Origin of the sequence: Pseudomonas helleri (genome assembly GCF_009600315.1) — a bacterium.
Taxonomy (GTDB): domain Bacteria; phylum Pseudomonadota; class Gammaproteobacteria; order Pseudomonadales; family Pseudomonadaceae; genus Aquipseudomonas; species Aquipseudomonas helleri_A.
The window spans coordinates 1-22,425 of sequence record NZ_WIWC01000059.1; the positions used below are offsets into that span (position 1 = coordinate 1).

Consider the following 22,425-nt stretch of genomic DNA (forward strand, 5'->3'; position numbering starts at 1 on the left):
CGTGGAACTGCTCGCCAGAAATGCCACGGTAAGCCGTTAACCCACTGTTGGGCAGGTGGGGTTTATGGATCGCATACTGATTAAAATCGTGAAAATTCGATCATCGGGTGCCGATGGGCAGCTGGTTCCGCTACAATGCGCGCCGATTTCGACCAGCCTGAGAACCCGCTAATGTCCGACTGCCAGACTCCTATTATCGTTGCCCTGGATTTTCCTACGCGCGACGCCGCACTGAAACTGGCCGATCAGTTGGACCCTAAGTTGTGCCGCGTCAAAGTGGGTAAAGAGTTGTTCACCAGCTGTGCTTCGGAAATTGTCGGCACGCTGCGTGACAAGGGTTTTGAAGTATTCCTCGATCTTAAATTCCACGACATTCCCAACACCACCGCAATGGCGGTGCAAGCCGCTGCCGAGATGGGTGTGTGGATGGTCAATGTTCACTGCTCCGGCGGTTTGCGCATGATGGCTGCCTGCCGTGAAGTGCTCGACAAGCGCACTGGCCCCCAACCGCTGCTGATCGGTGTGACGGTGTTGACCAGTATGGAACGCGAAGACCTCGCCGGCATTGGCCTGGATATCGAGCCACAGGAGCAGGTATTGCGCCTGGCAGCCTTGGCGCAAAAAGCCGGTATGGATGGTCTGGTCTGTTCGGCTCTGGAGGCGCAAGCGCTGAAAGCCGCGCACCCGTCACTGCAATTGGTGACGCCGGGTATTCGTCCTGCGGGCAGCGCTGTGGATGACCAGCGTCGTATTCTGACGCCGCGTCAGGCGCTGGATGCAGGCTCGGATTATCTGGTAATTGGCCGCCCGATCAGCCAGGCCGCGGACCCGGCCCAAGCTCTCGCTGCTGTGGTTGCTGAGCTGGCTTAAGGGTCAGTGATCGCTGCCGCATTTACGCGGCAGCGATCACGATTTCAGACCTTTAGAATCAATTTTCCGTTGTTCTCACCGCTGAACAATTTCATCAGGGTTTCCGGGAACGTTTCCAGACCCTCGACAATATCTTCTCTGCTTTTCAATTGGCCCTTGGCCAGCCATCCCGCCATCTCTTGCCCCGCAGCGACATAGCGGTCGGCATAATCCATCACGATAAACCCTTCCATACGCGCGCGATTGACCAGCAATGACAAGTAGTTGGCCGGACCTTTTACGGCCTCTTTGTTGTTGTACTGGCTGATGGCGCCACAGATGATGACCCGGGCTTTGAAGTTCAGCTGGCTCAGGACTGCGTCGAGAATATCGCCGCCCACGTTGTCAAAGTACACGTCCACCCCTTTAGGGCATTCACGTTTCAGGCCCGCGATGACGTCTTCGTTCTTGTAATCGATCACCCCGTCAAAGCCGAGTTCTTCGATCAGCAGGTTGCATTTCTCTTTGCCCCCGGCAATGCCCACCACGCGGCAGCCTTTGAGCTTGGCTATTTGCCCGGCAATACTGCCCACGGCGCCGGCGGCCCCCGAAATCACTACAGTCTCTCCGGCTTTAGGTGCGCCGACTTCGAGCAGTGCGAAATAGGCGGTCATGCCTGTCATGCCCAGTGCAGACAAATACACCGGCAAGGGGGCAAGTTTTGGATCGACCTTATAAAAGCCCCGTGGCTCTCCCAGGAAGTAATCCTGAACACCCAAGGCGCCATTCACATAGTCGCCAACCGCAAAGTCCGGGTGGGCGGAGGCAATCACTTGGCCGACACCCAACGCGCGCATGACTTCACCCAGGCCCACGGGCGGGATATAGGATTTGCCCTCATTCATCCAGCCACGCATCGCCGGATCGAGTGACAAGTACTGGTTTTTGACCAGAATCTGTCCTTCTTTCGGTTGCCCGACCGGGACTTGCTGGTAAGTAAAGGTGTCGCGGGTGGCTGCGCCAACGGGGCGTTTGGCGAGAAGAAATTGGCGGTTGGTCTCGGTGGTCATCGCAGGCTCTCAGCTTTGAAGACAAAGCCTGTTGATAGACCTTTTAGAGGGTGTCAGCAAGTGAACGCTGCGTTACGAATGGTTTTTTATCAGTTTTAGTGATTGTTGTGGCCGGGTGTTTATCACTTCGATCAATAAGAGCTGACTCAAAGAAGGCTGAGTATGCGGCAGCCTTCACCCGGTTGGGCGTATGTCCCAGCTCCTACCTGGTTTTCCAATTCAAGATCATCAAGGTCAAAACCCCCGCCACGATGCCCCAGAACGCCGAGCCAACCGAAAACAGTGTCATGCCTGATGCCGTCACCATGAAGGTGACAAGCGCCGCTTCGCGTTCTTTCGCTTCGCTCATGGCGATGGTCAAACCGTTGATGATCGAACCGAACAGGGCCAGCGCTGCAATCGACAACACCAGTTCTTTGGGCAAGGAGGCGAACAGCGCCGCCAGTGTGGCCCCAAAAATGCCGGCAATACCGTAGAAAATCCCGCACCACATCGCCGCCGTGTAGCGCTTTTTCGGGTCTTCGTGAGCATGCGGGCCGGTGCAGATGGCGGCGCTGATCGCGGCGAGGTTGATGCCGTGTGAGCCAAAGGGTGCCAGCAGCAGCGAGGCCACGCCCGTGGTAGTGATCAGGGGGGAGGCTGGGACGGTGTAACCATCGGCGCGCAGCACCGCAATCCCCGGCATGTTTTGCGACGTCATGGCGACTACAAACAATGGAATCCCGATGCTGATAGTGGCCGCCAGCGAGAATGAAGGCGTGGTCCACACGGGCACGGCCACCTCCAGAGCAAAACCACTGAAGTCCAGCAGACCCAGCAAACCGGAGAGCAGGGTGCCGATCACTAAGGCGGCCGAAACGGCATAGCGTGGGCTCAGGCGCTTTACGATCAAGTAGGTGGCGAACATGCCGATCACCAGCCCGGTGCGATGTTGGGCTGCGACGAATATTTCACTGCCGATTTTGAACAGGATGCCGGCCAGCAATGCTGCAGCCAGTGATGCGGGTATACGTTTGACCAGCCGCTCGAAGCTGCCAGTCATGCCGCAAATGATCACCAGCACCGCACAGGTGATGTAGGCGCCGATGGCCTCGTCATACCGGACGCCACCCAGGCTGGTAATCAGCAGTGCGGCACCGGGTGTCGACCAGGCAATGGTGATGGGCGTGCGATAACGCAGCGACAAGCCTATGCTGCATACCGCCATGCCAATCGACAACGACCAGATCCACGACGAAATTTGCCCACTGCTCAGGCCCGCCGCCTGGCCAGCCTGGAACATGAGCACCAGTGAACTGGTGTAGCCGGTCATCATGGCGATAAATCCGGCAACCACCGCCGAGGGTGACATGTCGGTCAGCGGGTGAAGGCGCGGCAGGGTGGCGTCGTTCATGAAGCGAGAGTCCTTGTTCTTGAATAAATATGGTTGCGGTGAAGCTGGTGTCAGCCTAAGCGCAAACGTTACATTTCATTGCCATACAGACAGGGGCGCAAATGACCGTACAGTCGTACTGGCACTGCAGGTTGTGTACAATGCGCGCTGCTTTTTTCGCATTAATTCTCTGTCAGCGACGCCCGTTTACGTATTAACGTAGCGCCTATCCGCCGCCGCTTTCCCACACGAGTGCCCATGAACGAACAGTTGCAGCCTCTCAAGAAACAACCTCGCGCAGGCAAGACCGGCCGCACGGGAACCCAGGACGACATCGTCTACGCGCATATTTTCGAAGCGATCCTCGAACAGCGTCTGGCGCCTGGCACAAAGTTGAGCGAAGAAGCGCTGGGCGAAATCTTTGGGGTGAGCCGTACCATTATTCGACGCGCGCTGTCCCGTCTGGCTCACGAGGGTGTCGTGCTGTTGCGGCCCAATCGTGGCGCGGTGGTGGCAAGTCCGAGTGTAGAGGAAGCCCGCCAGGTGTTTTTCGCCCGTCGACTGGTTGAAAAGGCAATCACGGAGCTGGCGGTTGTGCATGCTACCGCCGAGGATTTGTCGCAATTACGCGGCATGGTGCAGGATGAACGCGACAGTTTTTCCCGCGGTGATCGCGGGGCTGGGATTCGGCTGTCGGGTGAGTTCCACCTCAAATTGGCCGAGGCGGCGAAGAATGCGCCCTTGATCAGCTTCCAGCGCAGTCTGGTGTCGCAGACGTCCTTGATCATTGCCCAGTACGAGAGTGGCAACCGCTCACACTGCTCGTATGACGAGCACATGCAGTTGATTGATGCCATCGAAGCGCGCGATGCCAAGCAGGCGGTGCATTTGATGATGCACCACATGGATCACATCGACAGCAAACTCAACCTTGACGAAGAAAGCGCTTCGGATGATTTGCACGCGGTGTTTTCGCACTTGCTGCAAACCAAGAGCAAAAATTCACGCTCAGCCCCCAAACTCTAAGGCTTTTCGTAGCAGTTGCCGAAGGCGACGTCCGATCATGCAGTGATCATAAGTTGAGCGAATGCGGCCTACCTGAAATAACGCATTCTGCGACTTTACGACGGCTGCGCCGCCGGACGCAGCCTTTGGCAGCTGCTACGAAATCACGTGTTATCTAGCGTGTGTGCACCAAATTCCCCGCGGCATAAGTCTCTTTCACGGTGCGGTCGTCGCCCAGGGTCATCAATACAAACAGCGTTTCGGCGATGTTTTTCGACTGCTGCAGGCGATAGCTCATCAACGGCGTGGCGTTGTAGTCGAGCACCAGAAAATCGGCATCGCTGCCCGGTTGCAGGTTGCCGATACGGTCTTCAAGTCGCAGTGCCCGTGCTCCGCCCAAGGTCGCCAGATACAGCGATTTGAATGGGTTGAGGCGGGCGCCTTGCAGTTGCATGACTTTATAGGCTTCGTTCAGGGTGTTGAGCAGCGAAAAGCTGGTGCCCGCGCCCACATCCGTCCCCAGGCCGACATTGAGTTTGTGCTTTTCGGCCATCGGCAGGTTGAACAGACCACTGCCCAAAAACAGGTTGGATGTCGGGCAGAACGCCACGGCCGAGCCCGTTTCGGCCAACCGTGCGCACTCTTCATCACACAGGTGTACGCCGTGGGCAAATACTGAGCGTTCGCCCAGCAGCTGGTAGTGGTCGTATACATCCAGATAGCCTTTGCGCTCAGGAAACAGCGACTTCACCCACTCGATTTCCTGCAGGTTCTCGCTGATATGGGTGTGCAGGTACAGGTCCGGGTATTCGCCCAGCAGCTTGCCGGCCAGGGTCAGTTGTTCAGGGGTGCTGGTGGGGGCGAAGCGGGGGGTGACGGCGTAATGCAAGCGGCCTTTGCCGTGCCAGCGCTCGATCAGGGTTTTGCTTTCGCTGTAGCCAGACTCGGCAGTGTCGGTCAGGTAGTCGGGCGCGTTGCGGTCCATCATCACTTTGCCGGCGATCAAACGCAGATCCAAACGTTGGGCGGCCTCAAACAGGGCGTCGACCGATTGCGGGTGAACGCTACCAAAGACCAGTGCGGTGGTGGTGCCGTTGCGCAGCAGCTCCTTCAGGAAAATATCAGCGACTTCGTCGGCGTGCGCCTTGTCGGCGAACTGTTTTTCGCACGGGAATGTGTAGGTATTCAGCCAGTCCAATAACTGCTCGCCGTAGGCGCCGATCATGCCGGTCTGCGGAAAATGGATATGGGTGTCGATAAAGCCCGGCGTTATCAGCGCGTCGGTGTATTCAGTGATGGGTGTGTCAGCTGCCAGTGTCGCCAGCAGTTCACTGGCGTGGCCGACAGCGCTGATCTGACCGTTCTCAACCACCAGCAAGCCGTCTTCGAAATACTCGTAGGACGCTTCTATCCCGACTTCGGCTGGGTCGGCGATGCTGTGCAAGATGGCGGCGCGGTAGGCTTTGCGGGTCATGATGTTTCTCAAGTCGTGGCGTGGCTGCGTCTTGATGACGGCAGCAAGTGCGTAATGGGTTCGGCGCGGGCGCTGTGCTGGCCGAAATGGGCATTGTAGGTGGCGATAATTTCGCCGGCGATGGAAATGGCGATTTCAACAGGCAATTTGCCTTTGACTTCACTCAGGCCCATCGGGCAGCGCATGCGCTGCAGGTGTTGTGGACTGATACCCCGGTCGCGCAGGCGATGCTCGAATTTGACACGCTTGGTTTTGGAGCCGATCAAGCCAAAATAAGTAAAGTCGTTGCGTTTGAGCAGCGCGGCGCTGAGTTCCAGATCCAGAGCGTGATTATGCGTCATCACGATGCAGTAGCAACCGGCTGGCAGATCAGCTATTTCGTCGACGGGTTCATCGGTGACGATTTTACGCACGCCCGATGGAATGTGCTCGGGGAATTCCTGTTCGCGTGAATCGATCCAGCGCACGCGGCACGGCAGGCTGGCAAGCAGCGGAACCAAGGCGCGGGCTACGTGGCCCGCGCCAAATACGGCAATTTGCGCTTGCACTTGTCCCATCGGTTCGAACAGCAGCACGGTTGCACCCCCGCAACACTGGCCCAGACTCGCGCCAAGGCTGAAGCGCTGCAGTTGGGTGTCTTGTTTGCCGCTTTCGAGCATGTCGCGGGCAATGTTCATTGCCTTGTATTCCAGATGCCCGCCGCCAATGGTGTCGTAGGTGCGGGTGGCGCTGATCACCATTTTCGAACCGGCATTGCGAGGGGTTGAGCCGCGTTCTTCGATGATGGTCACCAGCACGCAAGGTTCGCCTTGCTGCTGCAAGTCGGCGAGGGCGCTTATCCAGTTATTCATCGCAATATCCTTCGACGGCGACGGCTTCCAGAGTCCGGCATGTATTGGCGTTGTGTTTGCGCATTTGCTCACAGCCCCACAGCACGCGTTCGGGGGTAGCCGGTGCGTCGATGCTGGGTTGTACGCGGTAATCAGCCAGGCTGGCCACCGCATCCTTGATGGCGCACCACGCCGCGATGCCGAGCATGAACGGTGGCTCACCCACGGCTTTGGAGTGGAAAACGGTGTCTTCAGGGTTTTTGCGGTTTTCAACCAAGGTGACGCGCAAGTCCAGCGGCATGTCGGCGACGGCCGGGATTTTGTAGCTGGCCGGGCCACTGGTCATCAGTTTGCCTTTGGCGTTCCACACCAGTTCTTCCATGGTCAGCCAGCCAGCACCCTGGAGGTAGCCGCCTTCGACCTGACCTATATCGATGGCCGGGTTCAGCGAAGCGCCGACGTCGTGCAGGATGTCCGTGCGCAACATTTTGTATTCGCCGGTCAGGGTGTCGATGATGACTTCGACACAGGCGGCGCCAAAGGCGAAATAGTAGAACGGCCTGCCCCGTGCTTGTGTGCGGTCATAAAAAATCTTCGGTGTTTTGTAGTAGCCCGTGCTCGACAGCGACACCTGACCGAAGTACGCCTGCTGGATCAGGCTTTCGAAGCTCACCAGTTGTTCGCCAATGCGTACCTGGCCATTGCGGAAAAGCACCGCGTGAGGCTCGACCTGATATTTGTCTGCGGCAAAGGTCACAAGCCGCTGCTTGATAATTTCAGCGGCGTTTTGTGCAGCTTTACCGTTCAGGTCGCTGCCGCTGGAAGCTGCGGTAGGCGAGGTATTAGGCACTTTGTCGGTATTGGTTGCGGTGATTTGCACCCGGCTGACGTCGACCTGGAACACCTCGGCCACCATTTGCGCCACTTTGATGTTCAGGCCTTGGCCCATCTCGGTGCCGCCGTGATTGAGGTGGATGCTGCCATCGGTGTAAATGTGGATCAGAGCGCCGGCCTGATTGAGAAAACTGGCGGTAAAGGAAATACCGAATTTGACCGGCGTCAACGCCAGGCCTTTTTTCAGGACAGGGCTGCTGGCGTTAAAGGCTTTGATCGCTTCGCGCCGCTCTGCGTACTGGCTGCTGGCTTCCAGGTCGGCGGTCATTTCATCGAGCAGGTTGTGTTCCACAGTCTGGTGATAGTGGGTCACGTTGCGTTCGGTCTTGCCGTAATAGTTGGCCTTGCGCACGGTCAGCGGGTCGAGACTCAAATGGCGGGCGATGCGGTCCATGACTTCTTCAATGGCCACCATCCCTTGCGGCCCGCCAAAGCCACGGTAGGCGGTGTTCGACGCAGTGTTGGTCTTGCAGCGATGGCCGTTGATGGTCGCGTCACCCAGGTAGTAGGCGTTGTCGGCATGGAACATGGCGCGATCAACGATTGAGTTGGACAAGTCCGGTGAGTAGCCGCAGTTGCCCGCCAAGTCCAGCTTTATCCCTTGCAGTCTGCCCTGATCATCAAAGCCGACGTCATATTCGATGTAAAACGGGTGACGCTTGCCGGTCATCATCATGTCTTCGACACGCGGCAGGCGCATTTTTGTCGGCTGGCCAGTCAATCGTGCCACCACGGCGCACAAGCAGGCCGGACTGGCGGCTTGTGTCTCCTTGCCGCCGAAACCTCCGCCCATGCGCCGCATGTCGACGACGATTTTGTTCATTGAAACGTCGAGGACTTCGGCCACCAGTTTCTGAATTTCAGTCGGATTCTGCGTCGAGCAGTACACGATCATTCCGCCATCTTCTGTGGGCATGACAGAAGAAATTTGCGTTTCCAGGTAGAAGTGTTCTTGCCCGCCAATGTGCAAATTGCCTTGCAGGCGATGAGTGGCTTTGCTCAGCGCGCTGCTGGAATCGCCGCGTTGGTGGGTGTGGCTGTCGAGCACAAAATGTTTTTTGCGCAAAGCCTCCACCACGTCCAGCACGGGCTCCAGATCTTCGTACTCAATAATGGCCGCCATCGCGGCTTTGCGTGCGGTGTCCAGGTCGCATGCGGCCACTGCCAGCACCGGTTGGCCGACAAACTCGACGGTGTCGATGGCCAGCAGCGGGTCGCCGGGCAGCAGCGGGCCGATGTCTTTCAGGCCGGGAATGTCGATGTGGGTAATCACCAGTCGCACGCCCTCAAAGGCATAACAGGGTGAGGTATCAACCTTGAGGATTTTGGCGTGAGCACGGTCGGACAAGCGTGCGTACAGATGCAGTTGGTTAGGAAACTCCAGGCGGTCGTCGATGTACTGCGCTTCGCCGGATACATGTTTCTCGGCGCTGTCGTGTTTGACGCTACGGCCCACGCCGGTCTTCAAGTCTTGCCGGAAGAGGGCGCTGAGTTCGGCCTGTGTCGGTTCGATCGTGTGATGGTTAGACATAAGCCGTCACCCGCGTTTCAAGGTGGGGTGTTTGCTGCTCGATGAAATATTTACGCAGCAGGTTTTGCGCGCTCAACAAGCGGTATTCCTTGCTGGCGCGAAAGTCGGAGAGCGGGGTGAAATCGTCAGCCAGTGCGGCGCAGGCGTTTTCAATCGTGGCCGAGTTCCAGGGTGAACCCAGTAAAACGGTTTCGCAGCGTGCGGCCCGTTTCGCTGTGGCAGCCATCCCACCAAAGGCGATGCGTGCTTCAGCTACTCGGCCCTGTTCGATGCGCAGGTTGAAGGCTGCACAGACTGCGCTGATGTCGTCATCCAGACGTTTGGATACTTTGTAGGCGCGAAAGGTATGGCTCGGATTCGCGCAGGGTATGACGATCTTTTCAATAAATTCGCCTTCCTGACGCGCTGTCACTCGGTAGTCGATGAAGAAATCTTCTATCGCCAGTGTGCGACGAACCGCGCCTTTACGCAGAACAAGCTGCGCGCCGAGTGCGATGAGCAGGGGCGGTGTGTCGCCAATCGGTGACGCATTGCCAATGTTGCCGCCCAACGTGCCCTGATTGCGAATTTGCAGTGAGGCGAAACGCTGCAGCAATTCCCCAAAGTCGGGGTATTCAGATTTGAGCGTTGTATACGCGTCGGTCAACGTGACAGCGGCGCCGATTTCCAGCTGATTGTCGACGCGTTCGATGTGCTTCATGTCGGCCACATTGCCGACATGAATCATGACCGTTAGCGGGCGATGCATCTGAGTGACTTCCAGTGCCAGATCAGTCCCGCCCGCCAGCAGGCGTGCCTGTGGGTGCACTTCATACAGGTCGGCCAGCTCATTGCTGGTCAAGGGTGAAAGCCAGCGTTTGTCACCGGTGTGCAACGCAGCGGGCGGCGCGGTTGCGATGGCTTTAAGGCGGGTGACGGTCTGGCTGTGGTGCGCATCAAATTGATCCGGTTGGCGAGTGCAGCAAGCCTGTTCGGCAGCCGCCAGAATCGGCCGGTAACCCGTACAGCGACACAAATTGCCTGCGAGGGCTTCGTGGGCCTGCTGGCCATCATCAATGCCCGTGGTATTTTTTTGCAGGGCGAACAGCGACATGACAAACCCCGGCGTGCAAAAACCACACTGTGAGCCGTGGCAGTCCACCATTGCCCGTTGCACGCTGTGCAGTTGACCTTGGTGCTTGAGGTCTTCGACGCTGATCAGTTGTTTGCCGTGAAGGGTTGAAACAAAGGTCAGGCAGGCATTGATGCTGCGGTAGCGCAACTGCTCGGCGCCTTCCTGATCGGCGTGCAACTCGCCGACGACGACGGTGCAGGCGCCGCAGTCGCCGCTGGCGCACCCCTCCTTGGTGCCGGGTTTGTGCGCATGCTCGCGCAAGTACTCCAGCACGGTGACATTCGGATCCAGTGCGTGCTCAGTACGCAGCGTCTGGTTAAGTAGGAACTGGATCACGGATCACCTCGCAAAATCATTATTTTTCTTCAGGCGGGATCTGCTGAATCTAGTCAAAGCTGACCTTGGGGTCAACAAAAGGGCTTCAGCGATCCCCGGAATTCATATCCACCCGATTTAATTGCTTAAATCGTGCCAAATTGGGCGCTTGGGCCTCTGCGCGAGCACGTATCAACTGAGTTACACTGCGCCGCTTGCACTGATCAAAGATTCTGAAGGTAAAACATGACGTTCAAGGCGCCGGACAGCCTCGCCGAGCAAATCGCTCACCACCTCGCCGAACGCATCATTCGCGGGGATCTCAAGCCCGGGGAGCGTATTCAAGAGCAGAAAGTCACGCTGGCGCTTAATGTCAGCCGTGGTTCTGTGCGCGAAGCATTGCTGATCCTTGAGCGCCGCCATTTGATCGCCATCCTGCCTCGGCGCGGCGCCCATGTAACTGAACTGACCCCGCACAATGTGCAGAGCCTGTGTACCTTGATGAGCGAGATGTACATCCTGCTCGGTAATGCCGTGGCCCAGCGCTGGTCGGAACCCGCTGACCTGGGACCGTTCCTGCAAATCCAGCAGCGGTTGACCGCCAGCCTCGAGCGTCAGGACATCAGCGCCTTTGTCGAAGACAGCTTCAATGTGATGCGTGCGGCGTATCCGTTTGCGGATAACCCGTACTTGCAGGAAACCGTCGAAAACCTGCAGCCGGCCATGAGTCGTGCCTATTACCTTGCACTGGAACAGCGCAAGGCCGAAATGAGCGAATTTCTAGCCCTCTTCGCGCAGTTGCTCGAGGCCGTGCTGGCGCGTGATTTGCCGCAAGTTCGGGTGATATTGAGCTGCTACTCCCAGCGCAGTTGTGCGCTGGTGCTGTCTGCCTTGACGGGTGCCTGAGTGTGCGTCTGACCTGTATCAAGCTGGCTGGCTTCAAGTCTTTCGTCGATCCCACCACGGTTAACTTTCCGAGCAATATGGCCGCGGTTGTGGGTCCTAACGGGTGCGGCAAGTCGAATATTATCGACGCCGTACGTTGGGTGATGGGCGAGAGTTCGGCCAAAAACCTGCGTGGCGAGTCGATGACGGACGTCATTTTCAATGGCTCCACAACCCGCAAGCCGGTCAGTCAGGCCAGTATCGAACTGGTCTTCGATAACTCCGATGGCACTTTGTTGGGCGAGTACGCGGCGTACGCCGAAATTTCCATTCGCCGTAAAGTGACTCGCGACAGCCAGACCACCTATTACCTCAATGGCACCAAGTGCCGGCGACGCGACATCACCGATATTTTCCTCGGCACCGGCCTTGGCCCGCGCAGCTATTCGATCATTGAGCAGGGCATGATCTCGAAGCTGATCGAGTCCAAGCCTGAAGACTTGCGCAACTTTATCGAAGAGGCGGCAGGCATCTCCAAGTACAAGGAGCGCCGCCGCGAGACTGAAAACCGTATTCGTCGAACCCACGAAAACCTCGCCCGTCTGACCGACCTGCGAGAAGAGCTGGGGCGTCAGCTTGAGCGCCTGCACCGTCAGGCGCAGGCCGCCGAGAAATATCAGGAATACAAAGCCGAAGAGCGCCAGCTCAAGGCCCAACTGTCGGCCTTGCGCTGGCAGGCGCTGAACGATCAGGTCGGTCAGCGCGAAGCGGTCATCGGTAATCAGGAAGTCAGCTTCGAGGCCTTGGTGGCCGAACAGCGCAATGCCGATGCCAGCATCGAACGCTTGCGTGACGGGCACCATGATCTGTCAGAGCGCTTCAATTTGGTGCAAGGACGCTTCTATTCGGTCGGTGGCGACATTGCTCGGGTCGAGCAAAGCATTCAGCACGGTCAGCAGCGATTGCGCCAGTTGCAGGATGACTTGCGTGAAGCGGAACGCTCGCGGCTCGAAACCGAGTCACATCTGGGGCACGACCGCACGATGCTCGCCACCTTGGGTGAGGAGCTGGAAATGCTCGCGCCCGAGCAAGAGCTGACCACGGCTGCGGCTGAAGAGGCCGCCGCCGCGCTGGAAGAATCCGAACACACCATGCACGGCTGGCAAGAGCAGTGGGATGCGTTCAATTTGCGCTCCGCTGAGCCCCAGCGTCAGTCTGAAATTTTGCAGGCCCGTATCCAGCAGCTGGAAACCAGCATGGAGCGCGTGGCTGAGCGTCAGCGGCGCCTGGCAGAAGAGCGTGCCTTGCTCGCGGCAGACCCTGAAGACGCGGCCATTCTTGAGCTGAGTGAATTACTCGCCACCAGCGAGCTGACCCACGAAGAATTGCAAGCAGCAGAAGAGCAGCTGGTTGAGCGGCTTGAGCAGGTGCGCCATGACTTGCAGCAGGCCACGCAGAATCAACAACAGGCACAAGGCGAGTTGCAGCGCCTCAATGGTCGTCTGGCTTCCCTTGAAGCCTTGCAGCAAGCGGCACTGGATCCGGGCACGGGCGCCGGTGAGTGGCTGCGTGAGCAGCAGCTGGCGGAACGTCCGCGGCTGGCTGAAGGGTTGCGCGTTGAGGCGGGTTGGGAGCTTGCAGTTGAAACCGTACTGGGCGCCGACCTTCAGGCCGTGCTGGTGGATGATTTTGCCGCGCTTGATCTTCCCGGATTTTCTCAAGGCGACTTGCGTCTGTTCAGTACCGGTACTCAGGCTGATCGCAGGTCGGGCAGCTTGTTGGATAAGGTCGAAGCTGACTTTGACCTCGGGCCGTGGTTGGGTCAGGTCAAGCCGGTAGAGACGCTTGAACAGGCGCTGGCTTTGCGCAATCAATTGGTGGACGGCCAAAGCCTGATCAGCCGCGACGGCTATTGGGTGGGCCGTAACTTTTTGCGGGTGCGCCGTGCCAGTGAGGCCGAAAGCGGCGTGTTGGCGCGCGGTCAGGAAATCCAGCGTCTGGGCCTGGAGCGCGATGAGCGTGAAGCTACCTTGGCGACCCTTGAGGAGCAGTTGCAGCACCTGCGCGAGCAACAACTGACGCAAGAAGACGCTCGTGAGCAGGTGCGCCGTCGCTTGCAGGACGAAGCTCGTCAGCAAGGCGAGATCAAGGCGAAGCTGTCGGCCAGTAAAGCCAAGGTCGAGCAATTGACCTTGCGTCGTCGCCGTCTTGATGAAGAGCTGGCCGAGTTGGGTGAGCAGCGTGCCCTTGAGCACGAGCACGTCGGTGAATCTCGCTTGCAGCTTCAGGACGCACTGGACGCCATGGCCACCGACACCCAGCAGCGCGAATTGCTGCTGGCTCAGCGCGACAGCCTGCGCGAGCGGCTCGATCGGGTGCGTCAGGAAGCGCGTCAGCACAAGGATCATGCGCACCAACTGGCGGTTCGATTGGGCTCGCTCAAAGCGCAACACGATTCCACCCGTCAGGCCCTTGAGCGGCTTGAAATGCAGGCCGAGCGTCTGGCTGAAAAGCGTGAACAGCTCAACCTCAATCTGGAGGAGGGCGAAGCCCCTCTTGAGGAACTGCGTCTTAAGCTCGAAGAGTTGCTCGACAAGCGCTTGACCGTCGATGAAGAACTAAAGGTGGCTCAGGCGGCCCTTGAAGATGCCGACCGCGAACTGCGCGAGGCTGAAAAGCGTCGCAATCAGGCAGAGCAGCAGTCGCAGTTGATTCGCGGCCAGCTTGAGCAGCAGCGTATGGAGTGGCAAGCCCTTACGGTGCGCCGCACCACGCTGCAAGATCAGTTGCTGGCGGATGGTTATGACTTGCATGGCGTGCTGGCCACCCTCAATGACGAGATCAATGAACAACAGGCCGAAGAAGAGTTGGAGCGCATTGCAGCGCGTATTCAGCGTCTGGGTGCAATCAACCTGGCGGCCATTGATGAGTATCAGCAGCAGTCCGAGCGCAAGCGCTATCTGGATGCCCAGGATGCCGATCTGGTCGAGGCGCTTGAAACGCTGGAAAACGTGATTCGCAAGATCGACAAAGAGACGCGCAGCCGCTTCAAAGATACCTTTGATCAGATAAATGGTGGATTACAGGCGCTTTTCCCAAAAGTTTTCGGTGGTGGCAGCGCTTACTTGGAACTGACGGGCGAAGATTTACTCGATACAGGGGTAACGATCATGGCGCGTCCACCGGGCAAGAAGAACAGTACGATTCATTTACTGTCCGGTGGCGAGAAAGCACTGACGGCTCTGGCCTTGGTGTTTGCCATTTTCAAACTCAACCCGGCACCGTTTTGCATGCTCGATGAAGTCGATGCACCGCTGGATGATGCCAACGTGGGCCGTTATGCCCGACTGGTAAAAGAGATGTCGCAGACCGTGCAGTTCATCTACATCACCCACAACAAAATCGCCATGGAGATGGCCGATCAGTTGATGGGCGTGACAATGCATGAGCCGGGTTGCTCGCGTCTGGTAGCGGTCGATGTCGAGGAGGCAATGGCAATGGTCGATGCATGAGCTATAAGCATGTAAGGGCGAAATTTTTTGTTAGTAAGTGATTTCCTGGATAACTGACCGAATTTGTTCATGGAGCGAAGGTCACACGGCACTAGCTCAATGCGACGGACGGTGTAAAGTTATCTTTGGTCGTGCTAATTTAGCGTTTCATTTTTTGTACGTGGGCAAAACGCCATTCAGAACATAGAGTTGGCGCCACGTTTTAAAGGGCTTTAGGCTCTTCTTCATAGAATTATTTTTTAGGGGCACGGGATTACATGGAAATCGGTCTGCGCGAGTGGCTGATCGTCATCGGCATAGTGGTCATCGCCGGTATTCTTTTTGATGGCTGGCGCCGTATGCGCGGTGGCAAAGGCAAGCTTAAGTTTCGCCTGGATCGCAGCTTTTCCAATGCCCCGGACGAGGAGACCAGCGCTGAGTTGCTCGGTCCTTCCCGAGTATTGGACACCCCGGGTCATAAAGAGCCGCAACTCGATGAGCACGACTTGCCATCGGTCAGCATGTCGGCCCGTGACAAGGGCGCCAAGCGCAGCAAGCGTGCAGGCGAGCCCAGTCAGGGTGATTTGAACCTCAACCTTGATCTTGAAGATGACGGCCCGAGCCTCAGCGCTCGTGACGACGACTTTGTTCATGACGCCAAGCCGCGCGGTCGTTCGACGCCTGCGGTATCGGCCATTGAAGAGAAAGCCCAGCCTCAACCAGAAGCACAAGAAGTATTGGTCATTAGCGTCATCAGCCGCGATACCAATGGCTTCAAGGGGCCTGCGCTGTTGCAGAATATTCTCGAAAGCGGCCTGCGATTTGGTGAAATGGATATATTCCATCGCCACGAAAGCATGGCTGGCAACGGTGAAGTGCTTTTCTCCATGGCCAATGCCGTGAAGCCGGGTGTGTTTGATCTGGACGATATTGACCTGTTCAGTACTCCTGCGGTCAGCTTCTTCCTCGGCTTGCCGGGCCCGCGCAACCCAAAACTGGCGTTTGATGTGATGGTGGCGGCTGCCCGCAAGCTGGCCAAAGAGCTCAACGGTGAGCTTAAAGACGATCAGCGCAGTGTTTTGACGGCCCAGACCATCGAGCATTACCGTCAGCGCATCGTCGAATTCGAGCGTCGCGCCCTGACCCATAAACGCTGAACAGGTGGGGGCTGGCGTGCTGGCCCCCGCTGATACATGAAATGAATCACTCAAGAGCAGCCCAGGCTGCTCTTTTGCTTTGTGAGAGACGCCCGCCATGACCTCCGCCAAAACACGCATTCTAGAGCTGCGCACTGAACTTGATCAGCACAACTATCGCTATCACGTGATGGACGAGCCGAGCATTCCGGACGCTGAATACGACCGACTGTTCAACGAGCTGAAAGCGCTGGAGGCTGAGCATCCTGAGCTGATCACCGCTGACTCACCGACCCAGCGTGTCGGCAGCGCGGCCTTGTCCGCCTTCACTCAAGTGCGTCACGAAGTGCCAATGCTGAGTTTGGGCAACGCATTTGAAGAAAGCGACATGCGTGACTTTGATCGTCGGGTGCGTGAAGGGCTGGACCTGCCCGCAGGTGATCTGTTCGGCGGCGGCGCTGAAGTCGAGTACAGCTGTGAACCCAAGCTCGATGGTCTGGCGGTCAGCCTGCTGTATCGAGATGGCGTTCTGGTGCGCGGTGCAACCCGTGGTGATGGCACTACGGGGGAAGACATCAGCGTCAACGTGCGCACCGTGCGTAACATTCCGCTCAAGCTGCAGGGCGCTGGCTGGCCCGCCGTGCTGGAAGTGCGCGGTGAAGTGTTTATGTCCAAGGCGGGTTTTGAGCGTCTTAATGAGTCTCAACTGGCCGTGGGTGCCAAGACGTTTGCCAACCCGCGTAATGCGGCAGCGGGCAGCTTGCGTCAGTTGGACTCGAAAATCACCGCAAGTCGCCCGCTGGAATTTTGTTGCTACGGGTTGGGGCAGGTCTCTGTAGACATCTCGGACACTCACATCGGCAACCTTAAACAGTTGCAGCAATGGGGCATGCCCATCAGTCACGAGCTGAAGCTGGCCAAGGGTATCGGTGAATGCCTGGATTACTACCGTGACATTGGTGAGCGCCGCGTGTCCCTGCCGTATGAAATTGACGGCGTGGTGTTCAAGGTCAACAGCCTGGCGTCGCAGCGCGAACTGGGCTTTCGTGCGCGTGAGCCGCGCTGGGCCATTGCGCATAAATTCCCGGCGATGGAAGAGCTGACCGAGCTGCTGGATGTGGAGTTTCAGGTGGGCCGTACCGGCGCGGTCACGCCTGTGGCGCGCCTCAAACCCGTGAAAGTCGCGGGGGTTACGGTGTCCAACGCCACCTTGCACAACATGGACGAAGTGGCGCGTCTGGGGTTGATGATTGGCGATACGGTGATAATCCGCCGGGCTGGCGACGTGATTCCGCAAGTCGTGCAGGTGGTGCTTGAGCGTCGGCCTGCCGATGCGCGCCCAGTGCATATTCCTGAGCATTGCCCGGTGTGCGGCTCCCACGTTGAGCGCACGCAGTTGATCAAACGCAGCAAGGGCCGCGAAACCATCAGCGAAGGGGCGGTGTATCGCTGTGTCGGTCGGTTGGCCTGTGGTGCGCAGCTCAAGCAGGCGATTATTCATTTCGTGTCGCGCCGCGCCATGGACATTGAAGGCTTGGGCGAAAAGAGCGTGGAGCAACTGGTGGACGAAGGTCTGGTGAATTCACCGGCCGACCTGTACACCCTGACCTTCGAGCAGATTGTCGACCTTGAAGGTTTTGCCGAACTGTCGAGCAAGAATTTGCTGGCGGCCATCGCTGACAGCAAACGTCCGACACTGGCGCGCTTTATCTATGCGCTGGGTATTCCGGACGTGGGTGAAGAGACGGCGAAAGTACTGGCCCGTTCGTTGGCCTCGCTGGAGCGTGTGCAGCGTGCCTTGCCACAAGTGCTCACGTACCTGCCGGATGTCGGGCTGGAAGTGGCTCACGAGATCCACAGTTTCTTCAACGATGCGCACAACCAGCAAGTGATCGCACAGTTGCTTGAGCGCGGGCTTGAATTGCAGGATCAGGGCGAGCTGGGTGCCGAATTTGCGGCCAGTGCCACCCTCGGAGGGCTGATCGATAAATTGCATATTCCTTCCGTGGGGCCGGGCGGTGCGCAGAAACTGGCGGATAAATTTGGCTCACTGGAAGGCGTGATCAATGCCGATTGGCTCGATATGCGCCAGGCGTTGCCCGAGAAGCAAGCCAAGGCGGTACGCGACTTCTTCGACGCTCCTGAGAATGCGCGCATGGCGCTGGCGGTAGAGGCGCAACTGCGAGACTTCGGCATGCATTGGCAGAGCGAGAAAAAGGCGGTAGAAGGCTTGCCGCTGGCCGGGCAGACGTGGGTATTGACCGGTTCGCTGGAATTGATGAGCCGTGATGTGGCCAAGGACAAGCTTGAGAGCCTGGGCGCCAAGGTGTCGGGTTCGGTGTCTGGCAAAACCCATTGCGTGGTGGCGGGGCCGGGTGCAGGCTCCAAACTGGTCAAAGCCAATGAACTCGGGCTTAAAGTGCTGGATGAAGAAGCTTTCGTTGCGTTCCTGGCGCAGCAAGGCATTTCGATTTAGGGCTAATCCCTGTAGCAACTGACGAGTCGTGCGAGGCTGCGATCGGCGGCGTAGCCGTCGCAAATCCATTCAATCCGGTGCATCAGGCCTACCTGATGGCCGGATTTTTTGTTTCAGATACAGCGCATTTATAGCGCTGACGACGATTACATCGTCGAACGCAGCCTCGCACGACTCGTCAGCTGCTACAGGGATTTGGCGTTCCTTGCTTGATCAGCAACAGACCAGCGGCAAGCAGATCAGCACCTCATAATCCAAGTCATTGAGCCTGCTCATTTTTTTATTCAGCCATAGCGGTTGTAAGTTTTTCTCAGACAGGTACAATGGCGCCGTTCGCTGCTAAGCGGATGTTGTTATGGTGACCCTATCGGTCCCTCCGCAACGATTACCCGTGAACCTGGTCAGATCCGGAAGGAAGCAGCCACAGCGGGAACATTGTGTGCCGGGGTGTGGCTGGTGGGGTTGCCTCCATTTTAAAAGTCCTCATTTGCCAGGGCTTTTAGTCAGAAATTCAGTCTCTCCCTCATCCAAAAATCAATCGACGCTTCGCGCTTAAGTCGACATTTTTGTGTGGGCGCAGAAAATCTGCTTCAACTGCTCCCGGCAGTTTAAAGTGCGCATCGGATGCAATTTTGCCCTTGCTCCGCTAGCATTAGCCCCTTCCGCTTTTCAGACGCGACGGTTATCAATGAGTTATCAGGTTCTTGCACGTAAATGGCGTCCGCGCTCGTTCCGCGAAATGGTCGGCCAGACCCATGTGCTCAAGGCTCTGATCAACGCCCTGGACAGTCAGCGCCTGCATCACGCCTACCTGTTTACCGGGACGCGAGGTGTCGGCAAGACCACCATTGCGCGGATCATCGCCAAATGCCTGAACTGTGAAACAGGTATCACCTCGACGCCGTGCGGCGAGTGCTCGGTGTGCCGTGAGATCGATGAGGGCCGTTTTGTCGACCTGATCGAAATCGACGCCGCCAGCCGCACCAAGGTGGAAGATACCCGCGAGCTGCTTGACAACGTGCAGTACGCCCCAAGCCGCGGGCGCTTCAAGGTCTACCTGATCGACGAAGTGCACATGCTCTCCAGCCATTCCTTCAACGCGCTGCTCAAAACACTGGAAGAGCCGCCGCCCTACGTCAAATTCATTCTGGCGACAACAGATCCGCAAAAGCTGCCCGCCACCATACTGTCTCGTTGCTTGCAGTTCTCGCTGAAAAACATGACCCCTGAGCGCGTGGTCGAACACTTGAGCCATGTGCTGAGTGTCGAGAACGTGCCGTTCGAAGACGACGCGCTGTGGCTGTTGGGCCGTGCGGCAGATGGTTCGATGCGTGACGCCATGAGCCTCACCGATCAGGCGATTGCCTTTGGCGAGGGTAAAGTGCTGGCGGCGGATGTGCGGGCGATGCTCGGCACCCTCGATCATGGTCAGGTATTCGATCTGCTGCACGCCTTGATTGAAGGCGATGCGCGGGCATTGCTGGAAGCGGTTCGTCATTTGGCCGAGCAAGGCCCGGACTGGAATGGCGTGCTGTCCGAGATTCTCAACGTGTTCCATCGTGTTGCCATTGCTCAGGCGTTGCCCGAAGGCGTCGACAATGGTCACGGCGACCGCGATCGCGTGCTGGCGCTGGCCAAGGCGATGCCGGCTGAAGACGTGCAGTTTTATTACCAGATGGGCCTGATTGGTCGCCGCGATTTGCCGCTGGCACCCGACCCGCGAGGCGGTTTTGAGATGGTCTTGCTGCGCATGCTGGCCTTCCGCCCGGCGGATGCGACAGACTCGCCGAGTCAGTCGCTAAAGCCAGTGGGGATCAGCCAGGCCACAGTTGATTCCGCTCAATCCGTGGCGGCGCCAGTGCCTGTTGCTCCGGCCGCCAAGGCGGCGGTGGAGGTGCCCAAGCCTGAGCCGGTCGTTGAGACCGTGCCGGCACCTGTTGAAGCGCCCAAAGTGACTGCGCCACCGCCGGTGGATTTGCCGTGGAACGAGCCGTCTGTCCCGGTGGTTGATGAGGCTATAGTGCCTGAGGCGATGCTGGATACGGTCAGCGAGCCGCCCGAGTTACCGCCGATGCCGCTGCCGACCCCTGACAGTGTGGTGCCGGACGCACCCGAGTGGGTGGCGCCGTCCATGCCTGAACCCACGGTAGATCAGGTTGACGCCGCGTTGTCGGGGATGGATCGCGACGACGAGCCGCCGTTGGATGAAGACTACATCGAGCCTGATATGGACTCGGCTGCCTACAGCTACCTTGATGAGCTGGCCAGTGAGCATGCCGCTGAACCGGCGCCAGAGCCTGAGCCGATGCCGGCGGCCATGCCAGCCACGGGCCTGGCCCTTGAATGGCTGAATATGTTCCCCAAATTACCGGTATCGGGTATGACGGCGAGCATCGGTGCCAACTGCACCTTGATGGCGGTGGAGGGTGATAACTGGTTGCTGCATCTGGACCCGGCGCACAGTGCGCTGTTCAACGCGACTCAGCAGCGCCGACTCAACGACGCACTGAACCAGTACCATCAGCGCACACTCAAAGTCACTATCGAACTGGTCAAGCCCGAGCAGGAAACCCCGGCTCAGGCAGCGGCACGTTTTCGGGCAGAGCGACAGCGCCTGGCTGAAGAGTCGATTTATGCAGATCCGCTGGTGCAGAAAATGATTGAACAATTCGGTGCGGCAGTCCGCGACGATACGATCCAGCCTGTTGACGTTGAAGAGGCCAAGGCCTCGTAACGCCAAGGTAAACATTTACAGCTCGGGGTTCTTAAGGCCGCGGGTGCATTGTCCAAATAACGTTTGAGGTGATTCCCATGATGAAAGGTGGCATGGCCGGCCTGATGAAGCAGGCGCAGCAAATGCAGGAAAAAATGGCCAAGATGCAGGAAGAACTGGCCAACGCCGAAGTCACCGGTAAAGCGGGTGGCGACATGGTGACGGTGGTGATGACCGGTCGTCACGACGTCAAGCGTGTGAGCATTGACCCGACACTGCTTGAAGGTGTGAGTGAAGATGACCGCGAAGTGCTGGAAGACTTGTTCGCCGCCGCCGTCAATGACGCCGTGCGCAAGATCGAAGCCAACAGCCAGGACAAAATGTCGGGCGTTACCGCTGGCATGCAACTGCCACCGGGCATGAAGATGCCGTTCTAAGGCGCTGAAAATGCCAGGCCCCGCGCCTGGCATTTTTTTGCCTGTTTTACGGGTGTTTGACCTGGTTTCACCCTGCGGGTATAAACCGCTTCTCGTTGTTTTGTCGGACCTTTCCTTATGAGCTTTAGCCCCCTTATTCGCCAATTGATCGATGCCTTGCGCACCTTGCCGGGTGTGGGTCAAAAAACGGCACAGCGCATGGCCCTGCAATTGCTGGAGCGTGATCGCAGTGGCGGGTCGCGTCTGGCGCTGGCCTTGAGTCAGGCGATGGACGGCGTGGGGCATTGTCGACTGTGCAGAACCTTGACCGAAGACGACCTGTGCCCGCAGTGCGCCGATGTGCGCCGGGATGACACCTTACTCTGCGTGGTGGAAGGGCCGATGGATGTGTACGCCGTTGAACAGACCGGCTACCGCGGGCGTTATTTCGTGCTCAAGGGCCATTTGTCGCCTTTGGATGGTTTGGGGCCTGAGGCTATCGGCATTCCGCAGCTGATGGCGCGCATAGCTGAGCAGGGGACGTTCAGCGAAGTGATTCTGGCGACCAACCCGACGGTCGAGGGGGAGGCGACAGCGCATTACATTGCCCAGTTGTTGAGCAACAAGGGCTTGATCGCATCGCGCATCGCCCACGGTGTGCCGTTGGGCGGTGAGTTGGAGCTGGTGGATGGCGGGACCTTGGCTCACTCGTTTTCCGGGCGTCGGCCGATCGTTTTGTAGTCGTAGGCGAAAAACCCCTCACCCTAGCCCTCTCCCTGTATGGACCGGGGACATCGCGAACACTTTGTTCGGAGACATAGCGAACACTTTTTAATACGACACATTGAGCCCTT

15 protein-coding genes and 1 other RNA gene are annotated in these 22,425 nt (G+C 58.0%); 10 read left to right on the top strand and 6 right to left on the bottom strand.

What is annotated here, in order from left to right:
* Positions 1-171 precede the first annotated feature (171 nt).
* A complete protein-coding gene (gene pyrF / locus GHN86_RS21915; RefSeq protein WP_194286178.1) occupies positions 172-870 on the top strand; it encodes an orotidine-5'-phosphate decarboxylase in 699 nt (232 codons plus the stop codon).
* 44 nt (positions 871-914) lie between these two features.
* On the opposite strand, the gene GHN86_RS21920 is transcribed toward pyrF, so the two are convergent.
* Positions 915-1,919, bottom strand: a complete 1,005-nt coding sequence (locus GHN86_RS21920; protein ID WP_153387297.1) for an NADP-dependent oxidoreductase — start codon at positions 1,917-1,919, stop codon at positions 915-917.
* Positions 1,920-2,121: 202 nt separating this feature from the next.
* Positions 2,122-3,312, bottom strand: a complete 1,191-nt coding sequence (locus GHN86_RS21925) for a benzoate/H(+) symporter BenE family transporter (RefSeq protein ID WP_153377354.1) — start codon at positions 3,310-3,312, stop codon at positions 2,122-2,124.
* Positions 3,313-3,549: 237 nt separating this feature from the next.
* On the opposite strand from GHN86_RS21925, the gene GHN86_RS21930 reads away from it, so the two are divergent.
* A complete protein-coding gene (locus GHN86_RS21930; protein WP_153377355.1) occupies positions 3,550-4,317 on the top strand; it encodes a GntR family transcriptional regulator in 768 nt (255 codons plus the stop codon).
* A gap of 154 nt (positions 4,318-4,471) precedes the next feature.
* Here GHN86_RS21930 and guaD read toward each other — a convergent pair whose 3' ends face one another.
* The 4 genes from guaD to xdhA are packed head-to-tail and all read right to left on the bottom strand — an operon-like array spanning position 4,472 to position 10,475.
* Entirely contained in the window at positions 4,472-5,770 is a 1,299-nt protein-coding gene (guaD, locus tag GHN86_RS21935; protein ID WP_153377356.1) for a guanine deaminase, read from the bottom strand.
* A gap of 8 nt (positions 5,771-5,778) precedes the next feature.
* The gene (gene xdhC, locus GHN86_RS21940; RefSeq protein WP_153377357.1) at positions 5,779-6,621 is read right to left on the bottom strand and encodes a xanthine dehydrogenase accessory protein XdhC; all 843 of its coding nucleotides are present in this window, start codon (positions 6,619-6,621) and stop codon (positions 5,779-5,781) included.
* Positions 6,614-9,025 carry a xanthine dehydrogenase molybdopterin binding subunit gene (gene xdhB, locus GHN86_RS21945; RefSeq protein WP_153377358.1) on the bottom strand — a complete coding sequence of 804 codons (2,412 nt, stop codon included), beginning with the start codon at positions 9,023-9,025 and terminating at the stop codon, positions 6,614-6,616. The genes xdhC and xdhB overlap by 8 nt, the downstream gene beginning before the upstream one ends.
* Positions 9,018-10,475, bottom strand: coding sequence for a xanthine dehydrogenase small subunit (gene xdhA / locus GHN86_RS21950; RefSeq protein ID WP_323369138.1), 1,458 nt, complete (start codon positions 10,473-10,475; stop codon positions 9,018-9,020). Before xdhA ends, xdhB begins: the two co-directional genes overlap by 8 nt.
* A gap of 225 nt (positions 10,476-10,700) precedes the next feature.
* On the opposite strand from xdhA, the gene GHN86_RS21955 reads away from it, so the two are divergent.
* The 8 genes from GHN86_RS21955 to recR all read left to right on the top strand — a co-directional run bounded on the left by GHN86_RS21955 (position 10,701) and on the right by recR (position 22,312).
* Positions 10,701-11,360, top strand: a complete 660-nt coding sequence (locus GHN86_RS21955) for a GntR family transcriptional regulator (protein WP_153377359.1) — start codon at positions 10,701-10,703, stop codon at positions 11,358-11,360.
* A 2-nt stretch (positions 11,361-11,362) separates the two neighbouring features.
* On the top strand, positions 11,363-14,851 hold the full coding sequence (gene smc, locus GHN86_RS21960) for a chromosome segregation protein SMC (protein ID WP_323369139.1): 3,489 nt from the start codon (positions 11,363-11,365) through the stop codon (positions 14,849-14,851).
* Between the two features lie 257 nt (positions 14,852-15,108).
* Positions 15,109-15,987 (top strand): cell division protein ZipA, encoded by an 879-nt coding sequence (gene zipA / locus GHN86_RS21965; RefSeq protein ID WP_153377360.1) that lies wholly within the window; start codon positions 15,109-15,111, stop codon positions 15,985-15,987.
* Positions 15,988-16,084: 97 nt separating this feature from the next.
* Positions 16,085-18,442, top strand: a complete 2,358-nt coding sequence (gene ligA, locus GHN86_RS21970; protein ID WP_153377361.1) for an NAD-dependent DNA ligase LigA — start codon at positions 16,085-16,087, stop codon at positions 18,440-18,442.
* Between the two features lie 365 nt (positions 18,443-18,807).
* An RNA gene (gene ffs, locus GHN86_RS21975) (signal recognition particle sRNA small type) lies at positions 18,808-18,904 on the top strand.
* A gap of 226 nt (positions 18,905-19,130) precedes the next feature.
* Positions 19,131-21,176: a DNA polymerase III subunit gamma/tau gene (gene dnaX / locus GHN86_RS21980; protein WP_153377362.1), complete on the top strand. Its 2,046-nt coding sequence runs from the start codon at positions 19,131-19,133 to the stop codon at positions 21,174-21,176.
* 77 nt (positions 21,177-21,253) lie between these two features.
* A complete protein-coding gene (locus GHN86_RS21985) occupies positions 21,254-21,592 on the top strand; it encodes a YbaB/EbfC family nucleoid-associated protein (RefSeq protein WP_095002765.1) in 339 nt (112 codons plus the stop codon).
* A 117-nt stretch (positions 21,593-21,709) separates the two neighbouring features.
* Positions 21,710-22,312 (top strand): recombination mediator RecR, encoded by a 603-nt coding sequence (gene recR / locus GHN86_RS21990; protein WP_122783036.1) that lies wholly within the window; start codon positions 21,710-21,712, stop codon positions 22,310-22,312.
* The last annotated feature ends 113 nt before the right edge of the window (positions 22,313-22,425 follow it).